Source organism: Nocardia sp. CA-135398 (assembly GCF_050955845.1).
Taxonomy (GTDB): Bacteria; Actinomycetota; Actinomycetes; order Mycobacteriales; family Mycobacteriaceae; genus Nocardia.
Map to the genome: position 1 here is coordinate 1042280 of NZ_CP192084.1, position 15638 is coordinate 1057917.

Annotated in this window: 14 protein-coding genes; 10 read left to right on the top strand and 4 right to left on the bottom strand. The window is 65.6% G+C overall.

From position 1 onward, the window contains the following. The first annotated feature begins 1 nt into the window (after position 1). The 3 genes from fusA (at position 2) to ACQP1T_RS04950 (ending at position 4450) form a co-directional block, all read left to right on the top strand. Entirely contained in the window at positions 2–2104 is a 2103-nt protein-coding gene (gene fusA / locus ACQP1T_RS04940; protein ID WP_433758760.1) for an elongation factor G, read from the top strand. A 115-nt stretch (positions 2105–2219) separates the two neighbouring features. Next, positions 2220–3410 carry an elongation factor Tu gene (gene tuf, locus ACQP1T_RS04945; protein WP_062983881.1) on the top strand — a complete coding sequence of 397 codons (1191 nt, stop codon included), beginning with the start codon at positions 2220–2222 and terminating at the stop codon, positions 3408–3410. A 230-nt stretch (positions 3411–3640) separates the two neighbouring features. Then, positions 3641–4450 carry an alpha/beta fold hydrolase gene (locus ACQP1T_RS04950; protein ID WP_433758762.1) on the top strand — a complete coding sequence of 270 codons (810 nt, stop codon included), beginning with the start codon at positions 3641–3643 and terminating at the stop codon, positions 4448–4450. Between the two features lie 132 nt (positions 4451–4582). Here ACQP1T_RS04950 and ACQP1T_RS04955 read toward each other — a convergent pair whose 3' ends face one another. Together ACQP1T_RS04955 and ACQP1T_RS04960 are read right to left on the bottom strand one after the other, a co-directional pair. Beyond that, the gene (locus tag ACQP1T_RS04955) at positions 4583–5206 is read right to left on the bottom strand and encodes a TetR/AcrR family transcriptional regulator (protein WP_433758763.1); all 624 of its coding nucleotides are present in this window, start codon (positions 5204–5206) and stop codon (positions 4583–4585) included. Between the two features lie 5 nt (positions 5207–5211). Next, complete coding sequence (locus ACQP1T_RS04960; protein ID WP_433758764.1) at positions 5212–5568, bottom strand: SPW repeat domain-containing protein; 357 nt, start codon at positions 5566–5568, stop codon at positions 5212–5214. Positions 5569–5856: 288 nt separating this feature from the next. On the opposite strand from ACQP1T_RS04960, the gene ACQP1T_RS04965 reads away from it, so the two are divergent. The 3 genes from ACQP1T_RS04965 to ACQP1T_RS04975 all read left to right on the top strand — a co-directional run bounded on the left by ACQP1T_RS04965 (position 5857) and on the right by ACQP1T_RS04975 (position 8668). Beyond that, positions 5857–7056, top strand: coding sequence for an NAD(P)/FAD-dependent oxidoreductase (locus tag ACQP1T_RS04965; protein ID WP_433758765.1), 1200 nt, complete (start codon positions 5857–5859; stop codon positions 7054–7056). Between the two features lie 29 nt (positions 7057–7085). Continuing rightward, positions 7086–7847 (top strand): glutamate racemase, encoded by a 762-nt coding sequence (locus ACQP1T_RS04970; RefSeq protein ID WP_433758766.1) that lies wholly within the window; start codon positions 7086–7088, stop codon positions 7845–7847. Positions 7848–7927: 80 nt separating this feature from the next. Then, on the top strand, positions 7928–8668 hold the full coding sequence (locus ACQP1T_RS04975) for a DNA alkylation repair protein (RefSeq protein WP_433758767.1): 741 nt from the start codon (positions 7928–7930) through the stop codon (positions 8666–8668). Positions 8669–8682: 14 nt separating this feature from the next. Here ACQP1T_RS04975 and ACQP1T_RS04980 read toward each other — a convergent pair whose 3' ends face one another. Together ACQP1T_RS04980 and mftR2 are read right to left on the bottom strand one after the other, a co-directional pair. Next, on the bottom strand, positions 8683–9738 hold the full coding sequence (locus ACQP1T_RS04980; RefSeq protein WP_433761979.1) for a 2Fe-2S iron-sulfur cluster-binding protein: 1056 nt from the start codon (positions 9736–9738) through the stop codon (positions 8683–8685). Between the two features lie 127 nt (positions 9739–9865). Continuing rightward, on the bottom strand, positions 9866–10492 hold the full coding sequence (gene mftR2 / locus ACQP1T_RS04985) for a mycofactocin system transcriptional regulator MftR2 (protein ID WP_433758768.1): 627 nt from the start codon (positions 10490–10492) through the stop codon (positions 9866–9868). 299 nt (positions 10493–10791) lie between these two features. Here mftR2 and mftA point away from each other — a divergent pair, with 299 nt between their 5' ends. The 4 genes from mftA (at position 10792) to mftG (ending at position 15530) form a co-directional block, all read left to right on the top strand. Continuing rightward, on the top strand, positions 10792–10866 hold the full coding sequence (mftA, locus tag ACQP1T_RS04990) for a mycofactocin precursor MftA (protein ID WP_245720762.1): 75 nt from the start codon (positions 10792–10794) through the stop codon (positions 10864–10866). A gap of 14 nt (positions 10867–10880) precedes the next feature. Beyond that, positions 10881–12428, top strand: a complete 1548-nt coding sequence (mftC, locus tag ACQP1T_RS04995) for a mycofactocin radical SAM maturase (RefSeq protein WP_433761981.1) — start codon at positions 10881–10883, stop codon at positions 12426–12428. A gap of 231 nt (positions 12429–12659) precedes the next feature. Beyond that, complete coding sequence (gene mftF, locus ACQP1T_RS05000) at positions 12660–14060, top strand: mycofactocin biosynthesis glycosyltransferase MftF (protein ID WP_433758769.1); 1401 nt, start codon at positions 12660–12662, stop codon at positions 14058–14060. A 42-nt stretch (positions 14061–14102) separates the two neighbouring features. Continuing rightward, positions 14103–15530, top strand: a complete 1428-nt coding sequence (gene mftG / locus ACQP1T_RS05005) for a mycofactocin dehydrogenase MftG (protein ID WP_433758770.1) — start codon at positions 14103–14105, stop codon at positions 15528–15530. Positions 15531–15638 lie beyond the last annotated feature (108 nt).

Below are 15638 nucleotides of genomic sequence, written 5' to 3' on the forward strand. Positions count from 1 at the left end.
CGTGGCACAGGACGTGCTCACCGACCTGAACAAGGTCCGCAACATCGGCATCATGGCCCACATTGATGCGGGCAAGACGACCACAACTGAACGCATCCTCTTCTACACCGGCATCACCTACAAGATCGGTGAAGTCCACGATGGCGCCGCCACCATGGACTGGATGGAGCAGGAGCAGGAGCGTGGTATCACCATCACCTCCGCGGCCACCACATGCTTCTGGAACGACAACCAGATCAACATCATCGACACCCCCGGGCACGTCGACTTCACCGTCGAGGTGGAGCGGTCGCTGCGCGTGCTCGACGGCGCCGTTGCGGTGTTCGACGGCAAGGAAGGCGTCGAGCCGCAGTCCGAGCAGGTGTGGCGTCAGGCCGATAAGTACAACGTGCCTCGGATCTGCTTCGTCAACAAGATGGACAAGCTCGGTGCGGACTTCTACTTCACCGTGCAGACCATCAAGGACCGCCTCGGTGCCAAGCCGTTGGTCATCCAGCTGCCGATCGGCGCTGAGGACACCTTCGAGGGCATCGTCGACCTGGTCGAGATGAACGCCAAGGTCTGGAAGGGCGAGACCAAGCTCGGCGAGAAGTACGAGATCGAAGAGATCCCGGCCGATCTCAAGGAGAAGGCCGAGCAGTACCGCCAGGAGCTGCTCGAGACCGTCGCCGAATCGGACGAGGCGCTGCTGGAGAAGTTCTTCGGTGGCGAGGAGCTCTCGATCGAGGAGATCAAGGGCGCCATCCGCAAGATGACGGTCGCCTCCGAGCTCTACCCGATCCTGTGTGGTTCGGCGTTCAAGAACAAGGGCGTGCAGCCCATGCTCGACGCCGTGATCGACTACCTGCCGACCCCGCTGGACGATGGTGGCACCGACGGCCACATCCCGGGCAAGGAAGAGGAGATCATCCACCGCGACGCGAGCACCGCGGATCCGTTCGCGGCGCTGGCGTTCAAGATCGCCGTGCACCCCTTCTTCGGCAAGCTGACCTACGTCCGCGTGTACTCGGGCAAGGTCGACTCCGGCGCCCAGGTCATCAACTCGACCAAGGGCAAGAAGGAGCGTCTGGGCAAGCTGTTCCAGATGCACTCCAACAAGGAGAACCCGGTCACCGAGGCCGTCGCGGGTCACATCTACGCGGTCATCGGCCTGAAGGACACCACCACCGGTGACACCCTGTGCGATCCGCAGAACCAGATCGTGCTCGAGTCCATGACCTTCCCGGACCCGGTCATCGAGGTCTCCATCGAGCCCAAGACCAAGTCCGACCAGGAGAAGCTGGGCACCGCGATCCAGCGCCTCTCCGAAGAGGACCCGACCTTCTCGGTCAAGCTCGACCAGGAGACCGGCCAGACCGTCATCGGCGGCATGGGCGAGCTGCACCTCGACATCCTCGTCGACCGCATGCGGCGCGAGTTCAAGGTCGAGGCGAACGTCGGTAAGCCGCAGGTGGCCTACCGCGAGACGATCACCAAGCCGGTCGAGAAGCTCGAGTTCACCCACAAGAAGCAGACGGGTGGCTCCGGCCAGTTCGCGAAGGTCATCATCGCCCTCGAGCCGTTCGTCGGCGAGGACGGCGCGACCTACGAGTTCGAGAACAAGGTCACCGGTGGCCGTGTGCCCCGCGAATACATCCCTTCGGTGGACGCGGGCGCGCAGGATGCCATGCAGTACGGTGTGCTCGCGGGCTACCCGCTGGTGAACCTGAAGGTCACGCTGCTCGACGGCGCCTACCACGACGTCGACTCGTCGGAAATGGCCTTCAAGATCGCCGGCTCGCAGGCCCTGAAGGAAGCGGCCCGTAAGGCCGGTCCGGTGATCCTCGAACCGCTGATGGCGGTCGAGGTCATCACGCCCGAGGACTACATGGGCGATGTGATCGGCGACCTGAATTCCCGCCGTGGCCAGATCCAGGCCATGGAGGAACGCAGTGGTGCCCGTGTCGTCAAGGCGCTGGTTCCGCTCTCGGAGATGTTCGGTTACATCGGTGACCTGCGGTCGAAGACCCAGGGCCGGGCGAACTACTCCATGGTGTTCGATTCGTACGCGGAGGTTCCGGCCAACGTGTCGAAGGAGATCATCGCCAAGGCGACCGGCGAATAAGTCGATGAGGGCAGGTGCAAGACTTGCCCTTATCAGCCGGGAGTCATGCACGACCCCCAATATGTAAACCGCACTGCTGCAACTGCACGCACCAACAAGTCCAGGAGGACACCAAGTGGCGAAGGCGAAGTTCGAGCGGACGAAGCCGCACGTCAACATCGGCACCATCGGTCACGTCGACCACGGCAAGACCACGCTGACCGCAGCGATCACCAAGGTGCTGGCTGACAAGTACCCGGATCTGAACGAGAGCTTTGCCTTCGATCAGATCGACAAGGCGCCGGAGGAGAAGGCTCGTGGTATCACGATCAACATCTCCCACGTCGAGTACCAGACGGAGAAGCGCCACTACGCACACGTCGACGCGCCGGGTCACGCCGACTACATCAAGAACATGATCACCGGTGCGGCGCAGATGGACGGTGCCATCCTCGTGGTCGCCGCGACCGACGGTCCGATGCCGCAGACCCGTGAGCACGTGCTGCTCGCTCGTCAGGTCGGCGTGCCCTACATCCTGGTCGCGCTGAACAAGGCCGACATGGTCGATGACGACGAGATCCTCGAGCTCGTGGAGATGGAGGTCCGCGAACTGCTGGCCTCGCAGGAGTTCGACGAGGAAGCGCCGGTTGTGCGCGTTTCCGGTCTGAAGGCGCTCGAGGGCGACCCGAAGTGGACCGAGTCGGTGCTCGAGCTCATGGCCGCGGTCGACGAGTCGATCCCGGACCCGGTTCGTGAGACCGACAAGCCGTTCCTGATGCCGGTCGAGGACGTTTTCACGATCACCGGTCGTGGCACCGTCGTCACCGGTCGTGTCGAGCGCGGTGTGATCAACGTGAACGAGGAAGTCGAGATCGTCGGCATCCGCGAGAAGAGCACCAAGACCACCGTCACCGGTATCGAGATGTTCCGCAAGCTGCTCGACCAGGGCCAGGCCGGTGACAACGTCGGTCTGCTGGTTCGTGGTATCAAGCGCGAAGATGTCGAGCGTGGCCAGGTCGTCGTGAAGCCGGGCACCACCACCCCGCACACCGAGTTCGAGGGTCAGGCCTACATCCTGTCCAAGGACGAGGGTGGCCGCCACACCCCGTTCTTCAACAACTACCGTCCGCAGTTCTACTTCCGTACCACGGACGTGACGGGCGTTGTGACCCTGCCCGAGGGCACCGAGATGGTCATGCCCGGTGACAACACCGAGATGTCGGTCAAGCTGATCCAGCCGGTCGCCATGGACGAGGGTCTGCGCTTCGCGATCCGCGAGGGTGGCCGCACCGTCGGCGCCGGTCGCGTCACGAAGATCATCAAGTGATTCACTGAATCGCTTTTCGAACGGCGTCGCTCCGAAAGGGGCGGCGCCGTTCGGCATTTCGGGGTTCGTCGAGCTCGGCCGCATCGGAAGGTGCGGCGCCGCTCGGGTTTTCGGTGCGCCTTGCCGGGGAACGGTATTCCCGTCCATGACGTCCGTGGTCATCGCGTGCCAGCGCCGCTGTGGTTAACGTCGGGCAATAGGGGGTAAAGACCGGATGATCGGAGGATGGTATGAGGAGTTCGGCGCTGGCCACCGCGCTAGACGTCACCGAGGGGACGTTGACGCACGGTATGCCGTATCTCGCGCTCGGAGCCGGGCGGCCGCTGGTGTTCCTGCGTTGGTTCACCCCGGATCATGCCAATCCGACCGGGTGGATGCGGCAGTCCGAAATCAAGATGTTGGCGCCGCTCGCGGCGCATTTTCGGGTGTATGCGGTCAATCGTGCGCCGGGTATGGCCGAGGGGACGACGATGGCCGATATCGCCGCCGAGCATGCCGACGCATTGCGGGCCGAATTCGGTACGCCCGTCGATGTTCTCGGCGTCTCCTCGGGCGGATCGCTTGCGCTACAACTGGCGGCGGATCAACCTGCGGTCGTGCGCCGACTGATCATCGCCTCATCCGGCTACACCCTGGAAAACACCACCCGCGCGGCGCAACTTGCCTATGCCGAGGCGGCCCATGCGGGTAAGCGCGCACTGCACCATATGGCCGCCGTCGGCTCCACATCGCCGATCGCGCGGCGTATCGCCGCCGCGGGTATGTGGTTGGCCGATCCCCTTGCGCGCCCGAAGAATCCGGCCGACACGCTGGCCTTCATCCGTGCCGAGGACGGCTTCGACCTGACCGGGCGGCTCGGCGAGATCACCGCGCCGACCCTGGTGCTCGGCGGCGACCGCGACGGCGCCTACAGCACGCAGACCTTCCGTCGCACTGCCGACGGAATCCCCAACTCGCGCTTGATCATTTACCCGGAAACCACCCATATCGGGGTTGTGAAGCGGTGCATCCCCGATGTCGTCGCGTTTCTCGCCGACTAGCAGTTGCTCGGCGCCGGATCGCCGCGGAAGCGTGCGGCGAGCCAGGACAGCACCGAGGGGATGGCGGCACTCAGATGTTCAGGGAGTAGGTGAGTTCGGCCGGCAACCGCGCTCCGGCCGCGCAGTAGCGGCTCAGCCGAGCTGGGTCATCCCCGCCGCGACAACCTGGGCGACATTGCAGATTTCATCCGCGGTCGGCAGCGGCAACCCGTCGAGCGCATGCAGCCGATCGGTGCTGGCAATGGCGAACATCGCCGAAACCCAGGCCGCGGCGCACGCGCGCAGCGTGCCGGGCTGCACCGGGACGGGCGCGCTGGCCTGCAGCACCCGGGCGGTGACGTCGAGCAGTTGATCGCGCAGGTGGCGCAATTGGCGGCGGACGTCGGGATGGGTATCGGCCTCGCGCCACATGATCACGCGCAGCACCGACGAATGATGGTCGCGCAGATTGAGCGCGGCATCGAGATTGATCAGACTGGCCGCCGGATCGCCCGGGGTGACCACGGTGCCGATATCGGCGATCGGCTGGGCGGGCACCCGCTCGGCCATCAGCGCGGACAGGATCGAAGCCTTGGTGGGGAAGTAATAGAAGACCAGCCCCTTGGGCACACCGGCGCCGTCCGCGATGGCCGCGGTAGCGGTAGCGTCGAATCCCTGTGCCGCGAAGAGGCTTTCCGCGGCATCGAGAATGAGCTGACGGGCGTCGCCGTCGACTTTGGCGCTACGGCGACGCCCGACTCGCCGGGGTTTCGGCATTTGCATCAGTGATGCGGCGCCATATCGTGCAGCCGGTCCGACACCATCGGCAGCGCCGCCACCGCGACCACTACCGTCACCACGCCCACTACCCACGCTGTCCAGGATGCGCCGCGGTAGTCGGTGTAGTCCATCGCCCACGGGGAGATGAACAGCAACGCGCCGAATAAGCCCATTGCGTAGTCGGCGGCCGCCAGGGACGCCCGGTACATCTGCGCCAGACCGGTGAGGGCGATGAGCACGCCCAGCACGATCAGCGTCCACATGGCGTTGTCATTGTGGGTCACCCACAGGGGTGACAGCGCGGTGAAGGCGCCCAGCACAACGGCCAGGAAGTCCTGCGCGCGACTTTCGGTGAACATGGTGTGCCTCCTCGGGCTCTGGATTGTTCTCCTTACTCAGATCTAACTCTGATTGACCGCCCGATCAATATAGCTACGGATACGATTGCGCACCGATCGGTCGGATAGTGCGGAGTGACGTCCCTCACGGCGATTCGCGCCCAAGCAAAGGTTAGGGTTAGCTGCGTCACCTCGGTGACGGATGCCAATTCGACCCGGCGCGTGCCAGGCACTACCGAAGGGAAGGTCGTGCGTGAGTGAGCGCAGCGAGCGAACCACAGATACAGCCGAGCGCAGCGAGGTGGAGCTATGAACGGGCCGGTCGTCATCGTCGGGGCTGGTCTGGCCGGTTTGCGCACGGCGGAGGAATTGCGAAGGGCCGGATACGAGGGTGAGTTGATCCTCGTCGGCGAGGAGCCGCGGCTGCCCTACGATCGCCCGCCGCTGTCCAAGCAGTTCGTGCGCGGCGAAACCGACGACACCACCTTGCGTCCCGCCGAATTCTTCGACGAGAAGCGGATCGACCTGCGGCTGGATACCGAGGCGGTCGGCGTCGACACCGACGCGCGCCAGGTGCGCCTGGCCGACGGCGGCACGCTCGACTACGACCAGCTGATCATCGCGACGGGTCTGCGGCCGCGCCGCCTGCCCGGGCTGCCGGAGCTGCGGGGCGTGCACGTCCTGCGCGGCTATGCCGACGCTGCCGCGCTGCGCGACGAATTGTCCGGCGCGGGTAGGGCTCTGGTGGTCGGGGCCGGATTCATCGGCTGTGAACTCGCGGCGAGCTTCCGGGCCAGTGGTGTCGACGTGGTACTCGTCGAACCGCAGCCGACGCCGCTGGCGTCGGTGCTCGGCGCCGAGATCGGTGCGCTGGTCGCGCGCATGCATCGTGCCGAGGGGGTCGATCTGCGTTGCGAAACCGGTTTGGACACCTTGCTATCCGATGACGATCGAGTGCGCGGCGCCCGGCTCTCCGACGGCAGCGAGGTGGCCGCCGATCTGGTGGTCATCGGCGTCGGTTCCCGGCCGGTGACCGAATGGCTCGCCGATTCCGGTATCGCACTCGCCGAGCCGTCGGCCGGTGGCGGCGTACTCGCGGACGAGGTGGGGCGCACCTCGGTCGAGGGGGTGTGGGCGGTCGGCGATGTGTCGGCCTGGCTGCACGAGACCGGACAGCGCAAGCGCGTCGAGCACTGGACCAATGCCGGTGAGCAGGCACGGCTGCTGGCGTGCGCGATGCTCGGCGCCGAACCGCCGACCGCTGCGCGGGTGCCGTACTTCTGGAGCGATCAGTACGACGTGAAGATCCAGGCGCTCGGTACCCCGAGCGCGGACGACGAAATCCACATCGTTTCCGACGACGGCCGCAAATTCCTCGCCTACTACTCGCAGAACGGCAATCTGACCGGCGTGGTCGGCGCGGGAAAGACCGCTCAGGTGATGAAGGCGCGCGCGAAGATCGCCGCGGGCGCGCCGATCGCGGACGTGCTCGAGGCCGCCCAGCCCTAGCGATTATTCCGTTGTAATACGGTGGTCGGGTGATCGTCGCGCTCATCGATTCCGGGCTGGGGTTGCTGCCCACGGCCGCCTGGCTGCGTAAGCTGCGGCCCGATGTCGACCTGCTACTCCAGTTGGACCCGGATGGCGCGCCGTGGGGTCCCAAGCCGGAACAGTGGGTGACCGACCGGGTGGTCGATGCCGCGCGCAGCTCGGTTCGGCTCGGTGCGGAAGTGCTCGTGCTGCCGTGCAATACGGCCAGCGTCACCGCCTTGGAGGAGGTGCGCGCCGAGGTCGGACCGGGTATTCCGGTAATCGGGACGGTCCCCGCGATAAAACCCGCCGCGGCGGTATGCAAATCGGTCGCGGTGTGGGCCACCGCGGCGACCACGGCCAGCCGATACCAGGCGGATCTGATCGCCCGCTTCGGTGGCGATGCGAAGGTGGTCGGCATCGCCTGCCATGGTCTGGCGGATTCGATCGATCGCGGTGATCTGGTCGCGGCCCGTGCTTCGATCGAGCGGGCGGCCGAGCAGACGCCCGACGATGTGGAGGGTGTGGTGCTCGGCTGTACGCACTATCCGCTGGTCATCGATGCCATTGTGGCCGCGCTGCCGGACGGTGTGCGACTGTTCGACAGCGCGCAAGCCGTTGCGGCGCAGACGATTCGGCGCATGGCGGCACTCGATCGGCCGACCACCGGCAATGGTGAGGTGCGGGTGCGCAACAGCGGTCGGCCGGGTGAATTGCCCGCCAGCGCGGCGGCTTTCGAATCGGGACGGATTCTGGGAGCGCAGGGGTAGGACCGGTGGTTCACCAGGGTCGCCCCGGTGCTCGACGGTGTTGAATGACCTTGGTCTGCTCGACGATCGGAGGTTCATTGATGGCCGCAGCGCTACCGACCGCCGCCGAGGTTCATGCGGCGCTGGCCGAGGTCGCGGATCCGGCTGATGCCATCCACCTGCAGCGGTTCTTCAAGACCGGGTCCGGTGAGTACGGCGAGGGCGATATCTTCATCGGTGTGCGCGTGCCCGTCACGCGATCGATCGCGAAACGCTTTGCCGCGCTGCCGCTCGACGAGATCGATGCACTGTTGAACAGTTCCGTGCACGAGGACCGGCTGGTCGCGTTGATCATCCTGAATGCCGGATTCGACAAGGCGACCAAACCGCGCACGCTCGATATCGGTGCGCAGGCCGCGATGGTCGAGCTCTACCTCGCCGCGGTGCGCCGGGGCCGGGTGAACAACTGGGACCTGGTCGACGTATCCGCCGAGAACATCATCGGCCCTTGGCTACTCGACCGCCCCCGTGACCTGGTCTTCGAACTCGCCCGAGCGGACTCGCTCTGGGAGCGTCGGGTGGCATTGCTGACGACTTTCGCGTTCATCAAGGCGGGTGATGCCTCCACCACCCTCGAAGTCTGCGAACGACTCCTGGACGATCGCCGCGATCTGATCCAGAAGGCACTCGGCTGGATGCTGCGCGAGGTCGGCAAACGCGTCGACGAACGACTGCTCACCGGCTTCCTCGACAAGCACGCGGCGCAAATGGGCCGCACCGCACTGAGTTACGCGACCGAACGCCTCGATCCCGCGTTACGCGTCCACTATCGGGGTCGGTAAAGGTCTGCGCCCGATCAGAATTGGATGCGCAGGTGATCGGTGACCGGATGCGCCTGGCAGCCGAGAATGTAGCCGTTCTCGATGTCCTCGGGATCGAGGATTTCGGCATTGTCCATTTCGACCTTGCCCTCGAGCACCGTGCACGCGCAGGAACCGCATTCGCCCTCCTGGCAGGAATACGGCACATCGAGACCCTTCGACAGCATGATGTCGACCAGGGTCTGCTTGCGCGGCCACTTCAGCTCGTGCACTTCGCCGTCGAGTTCGACTTCGACGGTGGCCGCATCGGCCGCCTCCTCGTCGGTCACCTCGGCCGGAGCCTGATCCGCGAAAGGATCTCCGGCAAGGGAATTGAACACTTCGGCGTGGGTGCGCGAGCGCGGCACCTCGAGCCTGGCGAGTGCGTCGTGCACCCGGTCCATGAACGGCTTGGGGCCGCACATGAAGGCGTGGTAGCTCGTGTACGGCGCGACCAGGGCGGCCAAACCGTCGGCGGTCGGCAGTCCCTGCAGGTGCTCGAGCCAGTGGATCACGGTGAGCCGCTGCGGATGCTTCTCGGCCAATTCGCGCAGCTCGCCCGCGAAGATCACCGAGTCGTGATCGCGATTGGCGTAGATCAATACGATGCGGCCGCCGCCGCGCGCCAGCGCCGATTTCAGGATGGACATCACCGGTGTGATGCCGCTGCCCGCGCCGAACAGCAGCAGATCGTCATCGAGATCCTTCGGCGTGAAAACGCCGGAGGGCGGCAGCACTTCGATCGCGTCGCCCGCTTTGACGTTGTCGCACACCCAGTTCGACCCGTAGCCGCCGACGGTGCGCTTGACGGTCACCTTCGGCTTGTCATCGGTGTAGGGCGAGCTGGCCAGTGAATAACACCGGGCCACCGAACCGGTCAGATCGCTCGGGATGCGCAGGGTGAGGAATTGGCCCGGCTGATAGCTGAAACGCTCGCGCGCCTCGTCGGGGACGTCGAAGACCAGCGAACAGGTGTCCGGCGTCTCGGTGATGACCGCGGCGACCCGCAGCACGACCGAACGTGAACCGTGTGGAACCTCGATGGTGGTCATGACTGCGGCCTCGCTGACGCTCGGCTCCGTCATGCCCACCGAAGGTGCTGTGCCTATGGCTCGCTCGCTGCGCTCGCTCACGCCTGGTGTCCTCTCGAACCGAACAAAACTAGAACGTGTTTCAGTTTCATCGTACGTCGGGATCGGGTTGACGGACAAGCTGGGCTTCCAGACCCGCGATCAGCACCTCCATGCCGAAGTCGTAGGCATACTTTCCGCGCAGGTCGGGCATGTATTCGGTGGCCCGCGCCACCGACTCGGGCAGTGCCACATCCGCCAGCGGCTGCGGCTCCCTCGGGTTCACCCGGCGGCGGCCGAACAGGTAGGTGTGGATCGTCGCGTACCCGGCGAGCACATTGCGATCGTTGAAACCGGCCTCGAACAGAATCTCCATGATCGCGGCGATCAGGTCGAGCTGTTTTCCCAGCATCTGCTCGATCAGCACATCGCCGAGTCCGGGATGCTTGCGCAGTTTCTCATCGATCTGGTCGATCAGATCGCGCAGCCGCTGCTGCCACGGTCCGGAATCGGCCGGTGGTTTGCGAACTCCGGTCAGCGCCGCGGTGGCGACGAGATCCAGCAACTCGCGTTTATCCGCGACGTAGTAGTACGGCGCCATCGGGGAAACGCCGAGCTCACGGGAGAGCCGTCGCATCGACAGCTTCTCCACACCGTCCTCACGTACCACCCGCAACGCGGCCTCGACGATCTCGGACTCCGACAGCGTATTGCCGCCGCCCCCGCTCGTCTGCATTCGTCCGACTCCCATGCCACCTCTACCACTGCGGGTCGAATCGCCCGTCACGTCCTGTTCAGCTGCTTGCCACCCGCAGTCTAGAGCGCGCCGCCGCGACTCGGTCGGGGTGCGTCCGGACGGGACCCGCGCATCCGGTGTTCCATTTTGTCAGCTTGTGACGTTATTGTGTGATGACGGCTACACCAGTGGCCGCGGAACCCGGTCACATCTCGGAGGTAGGCATGCCGGAGTACGGATCCATCGGACACACCGATACCGACAACACCGGACGGATCGGGGCGGCCGAGTCCCGTTCGATCGAGGAAGCGCCGCTGGTCGAGGAGACCCTCATCGAAGAGGTCTCCATCGACGGTATGTGCGGCGTCTACTGACGGGCGCGGCGACCATGCTCGATCTCGATACCCGTTGGGAGCTGCATCCGCGGGTGGCGCTGCGGCCGGAGTCCTTCGGCGCGCTGCTCTACCACTTCGGCACCCGCAAGCTCTCATTTCTGAAGAGTCCGCGGATACTCGAGATCGTGCGGTCACTGCCAGCGCATGTCTCGGCGCGCGCGGCGCTGCATGCCGCGGGCATCACCGATGACCTGGCCGGACAGTATGTTCGGGCATTGGATCAGCTGGCCGACTCCGACATGATCAGGCAGGCCGCGCCGGGCAGCGCGCCGATACCAGCTGTCGCGCCGCTGGCACTGGCCGGGCAGCCGTCGACCGTCACGGGTGGGCGACTGATCGATAAGTTCGAAACCGGTTTGGCCGCACCGATATGTCTGACGTGGGAGTTGACCTACGCCTGCAATCTGTCCTGTGTGCACTGCCTGTCCTCCTCTGGCCGCCGCGATCCGCGCGAGCTGAGCACCGAGCAGTGCAAGGCGCTCATCGACGAGTTCGAGCGCATGCAGATCTTCTATGTGAATATCGGCGGCGGGGAACCCACTGTGCGCCCGGACTTCTGGGAACTCGTCGACTACGCGACCGCACACCATGTCGGAGTGAAGTTCTCCACCAACGGAGTTCGCATCACGCCCGAGGTCGCCGCGCGCTTGGCCGCCAGTGACTATGTGGATGTACAGATTTCGTTGGACGGCGCGGATGCCGAGGTCAACGACGCGGTGCGCGGACCGGGTTCCTACGCGATGGCGATCAGGGCGCTGGAGAATCTGGCGGCCGCGGGCTTCGCGGATGCGAAACTCTCCGTGGTCGCGACCCGGCACAATATCGCCCAGCTCGACGAATTCAAGGCCATCGCCGACAAGTACGGCGCCACACTGCGTTTGACCCGCCTGCGCCCCTCGGGACGCGGCGCCGATGTGTGGGACGAACTGCATCCGCTGCCGGAACAGCAACGGGTGCTTTACGACTGGCTGGTGCGCAATGGCGAGGGCGTACTCACCGGCGATTCGTTCTTCCATCTGTCCGCCTTCGGTGCGGCGCTGCCCGGACTGAACATGTGCGGCGCGGGCCGCGTGGTCTGCCTGGTGGATCCGGTCGGTGATGTGTATGCCTGCCCGTTCGCCATCCACGACAAGTTCCTCGCCGGAAATGTGCTGGCGGACGGCGGTTTCCGCACCGTGTGGCAGGAATCGGAGCTGTTCACCGAGCTGCGCGAGCCGAGCGGTGGCGGTGCCTGCTCCGGCTGCGCCCACTACGACTCCTGCCGGGGCGGGTGCATGGCGGCGAAGTTCTTCACCGGACTGCCCGCCGACGGTCCGGATCCGGAATGCGTCCAGGGCTACGGCGAGGCGGCGCTGGCCGATGCCGGGCGGATGATCCCGCGCTCCTCGGTGGACCATTCCCGGCGCATTGCGCCGAGCCGACCCGGATCGCGTAAGTCGGGCCCGATTCCGCTGACACTGTCGGTATCTCGGACCGCCTCGGATCGCCTGTCGCCGGATCGACGCCCCTCGCGGGCTTGTGACGAGAGTCCGCTGAATTGATGTCGGGCCGGTAGCCAGCTATGTGCTATCCCGTTGATCGACGATGGCTATCGAGTGGCAAATCGATGATTGCCCTCGTGTTGCCAGTCGTCTTCGGCGAGTCGCTTGCGACCCGCCGAAGACGCGATTCGGCGGGAGTTCTTGCGCCGCACGGGCGGATTCGTGCGGAATTCCGTCCTTTTTTCCGGACTGATGGTGCCAATGCGCGAATCACCGCCTAGCATGCCAGGAATGCGCCATGATCGCCTGCCCGACGGATTCGGGGTGCGGATCGATCCACGGGTACGCGCATACTCCGGGGGACGCATCCTTATCGGGGGTTCACCTGCCCGATTGCTGCGACTTGCCCCGGAGGCCGCCGAGATGATCGGCGACGGGTACCTCGAGGTCACCGGCCCGAAGTCCGCCGTTGTTGCCAGACGGCTGCTCGACTCCGGCGTCGGTAATCCGCGCCCCCGATTGCTGCCGTCCCTCGACGATGTGACCGTGATCGTGCCACTGCACAACAATGCCGACGGCCTCGCCCGCTTGCTCGCGGCATTGCGCGGACACAATGTGATCGTCGTCGACGACGGTTCGGATCAGCCCGTCGAGATCCCGCGCAATCGCGGCACCCGCTGCCGGGTGACCGTGCTGCGTCACGACCGCAGACAGGGCCCGGCCGCCGCGCGCAATGCCGGGTTGCGGGCCGCGACAACCGACTTCGTCGCCTTCCTCGACTCCGATGTGGTCCCGCGCAGCGGCTGGCTCGAGGTGATGCTCGGACACTTCAGCGATCCGGAGGTCGCGCTGGTCGCGCCCCGGATCGTGGCGCTGGATCCGGAGTCGAACGCGCTCGCGCGCTATGAACACACCCGCTCCTCGCTCGATCTCGGACGCCGCGAATCGGCCGTGCAGTCGCGCGGACTGGTCTCCTATGTGCCGAGTGCGGCCATGCTGGTGCGTCGCCGGGTGCTGCTCGCGCAGGACGGGTTCGACGAGACGATGCAGGTGGCCGAGGATGTCGACCTGTGCTGGCGGCTGGAGCAGGCGGGCTGGCGGCTGCGCTACGAGCCCGCGGCGCACGTCGCGCACGATCATCGAATCTCGTTCCGCGCTTGGTTCGGTCGCAAGGTGTTCTACGGTACCGGGGCCGCGCCGCTCGGCGAGCGGCATGCGGGCATGGTGACGCCGCTGTCGGTGCCGTTCTGGACGGTGGTCGCGACCATGCTGTTCGCCACGCTGACAAAGTGGGGACTGCTCGGCGGACTCATCACCCTGGTGACCGCGCTGGCCCGACTACGCCGGGTCTTCACCGGACTGGACAACTCGACCCGGATCGCGGCGATCTATCTGGCGCGCGGCTATTTCGCGGGTATCTGGCGACTCGCCTCGGCGATGTGTCGGCACTATTGGCCGGTCACCATGTTGGCGATGATTCTGTCCCGGCGGGTCCGGCGCATCGCGGTCACCATGGCGGTCGCGGACGGTCTGGCCGACTGGTTCACCCATCGTGACGCGGGCGGGCTCGACCCGTTCCGCTACGTGGCCTACAAGCGGATGGACGATATCGCCTACGGAACGGGCTTGTGGCTCGGCGCATTCCGCGCGCGCAGCCTGGAATCGCTCAAGCCGAGTACGCCCCGGAGCTGAATCGAACGTGTAATGGCTGTACCACCCGATGAGCTGATGTAGATGATCGACACCCTGATCATCGGTGGTGGTACGGCCGGGTGTGTACTGGCGGCCCGGCTCAGCGCGGACCCGGATCATCGGGTGCGGCTGTTGGAGGCGGGGCCGGTGCCGACCGATCCGGCGGCACTGCTGGATGCGACTCGGATGCCGATCGGACCCGAATCACCCTGGGTGTGGCGGTATCCGGTGACGTTGGCCGGTGCGTTCACCGGGAATATCGTGCGCGGCAAGGTGATCGGCGGATCGGGTGCGGTCAACGGCGGCTACTTCGTGCGGGCGACGGCCGCGGATTTCGCCGGGTGGAGTAAGGAACTCGACGGCTGGTCCTTCGATGCGGTGCTGCCCGCCTATCGCCGACTCGAGCGCGATCATGATTTCGGCGACCAGCCGGGACACGGTGCCACGGGCCCGATACCGGTGCGGCGTGCCACCGCGCCCGCACCGGTGAGTTTCGAATTCGCCTCGGCCTGTACAGCTCTCGGGTTGCCACTGATATCCGACCTGAACGCGCTGCCCGATGCGGGTTCGGGCGATGGTTTCGGGCCGGTGCCGTGCAATATCGAGCACGGCAGGCGGGTCGACACCGGATCGGCGTATCTCGCGCCCGCGCTGGCGCGACCGAATCTCACGGTTACCGATGCGATGTTGGTGACCCGCATCCGTTTCCACGGCACACGGGCCATCGGGGTGGACTACGTGCACGAGGGCAAGGCGGGGACACTCGACGCGGATCGGATCGTGTTGTGCGCGGGCGCAATCGAATCCGCGGCGCTGTTGCTGCGCTCGGGCATCGGCGATCCGGAACAGCTGCGGGCGCTGGATATTCCGGTGGTGCATCCCGCGCCCGTCGGCGCGGGGTTCAGCGATCATCCGGAGATCGGCATCGACTACCGCTTCGATCCCTCGCCCCCGACTGTCGAAGGCATCCCGCTCGAATATGTGCTGGAGCTCGGCGATGTCGAAATCCGTCCGTACGCCGTAACGTTTACCCCGTATACCCGACGTTTGGGTGTGGCGCTCATGCGTCCGCATTCCGAGGGCGTGCTCCGGCTCCGCTCCGCCGATCCGACCGTGCCGCCGCACATCGATTACCGCTACTTATCCGAGGCGGCGGATCGGATTCGATTACAGGAAGGGGTCGGCTCGGCGCGCGAGATATTGCACGCGATACCGATGGCGCGCACGCCGGAATCGATACCGGATGATGCGTGGCAGTACGCGAATCTGGCTACTTCGCAACATCTGTCGGGCACCTGCCGAATGGGCCGTGCCGATGATGAACATGCGGTGGTCGACGAGCAATGCCGCGTGCACGGCACGACCGGTTTATCCGTGGTGGATCTTTCCGTTGTTCCGGTGCCGCTGAGTCGCGGTCCGCAGGCGACGACGGTACTGATCGCCGAACGCGTCGCCGAATACCTCACCTAGGCATCTGGAAGATGGGTAGGTCACATTTGTCCGAGGTCTGAACGTGGTGTGAGCTGGCGGACAAACGAAGGCAACCGTCCTTGCCCGAGTTGTGAGCGCCGGTACAGT

Bases quoted from the DNA above. Each gene is read 5' to 3' on its own strand.
- ACQP1T_RS04950 (WP_433758762.1), top strand. From the start codon at position 3,641: ATGAGGAGTTCGGCGCTGGCCACCGCGCTAGACGTCACCGAGGGGACG.
- ACQP1T_RS04955 (WP_433758763.1), bottom strand. From the start codon at position 5,206: ATGCCGAAACCCCGGCGAGTCGGGCGTCGCCGTAGCGCCAAAGTCGAC.
- ACQP1T_RS04960 (WP_433758764.1), bottom strand. From the start codon at position 5,568: ATGTTCACCGAAAGTCGCGCGCAGGACTTCCTGGCCGTTGTGCTGGGC.
- ACQP1T_RS04965 (WP_433758765.1), top strand. From the start codon at position 5,857: ATGAACGGGCCGGTCGTCATCGTCGGGGCTGGTCTGGCCGGTTTGCGC.
- ACQP1T_RS04975 (WP_433758767.1), top strand. From the start codon at position 7,928: ATGGCCGCAGCGCTACCGACCGCCGCCGAGGTTCATGCGGCGCTGGCC.
- ACQP1T_RS04980 (WP_433761979.1), bottom strand. From the start codon at position 9,738: ATGACCACCATCGAGGTTCCACACGGTTCACGTTCGGTCGTGCTGCGG.
- mftR2 (WP_433758768.1), bottom strand. From the start codon at position 10,492: ATGCAGACGAGCGGGGGCGGCGGCAATACGCTGTCGGAGTCCGAGATC.
- mftC (WP_433761981.1), top strand. From the start codon at position 10,881: ATGCTCGATCTCGATACCCGTTGGGAGCTGCATCCGCGGGTGGCGCTG.
- mftF (WP_433758769.1), top strand. From the start codon at position 12,660: ATGCGCCATGATCGCCTGCCCGACGGATTCGGGGTGCGGATCGATCCA.
- mftG (WP_433758770.1), top strand. From the start codon at position 14,103: ATGATCGACACCCTGATCATCGGTGGTGGTACGGCCGGGTGTGTACTG.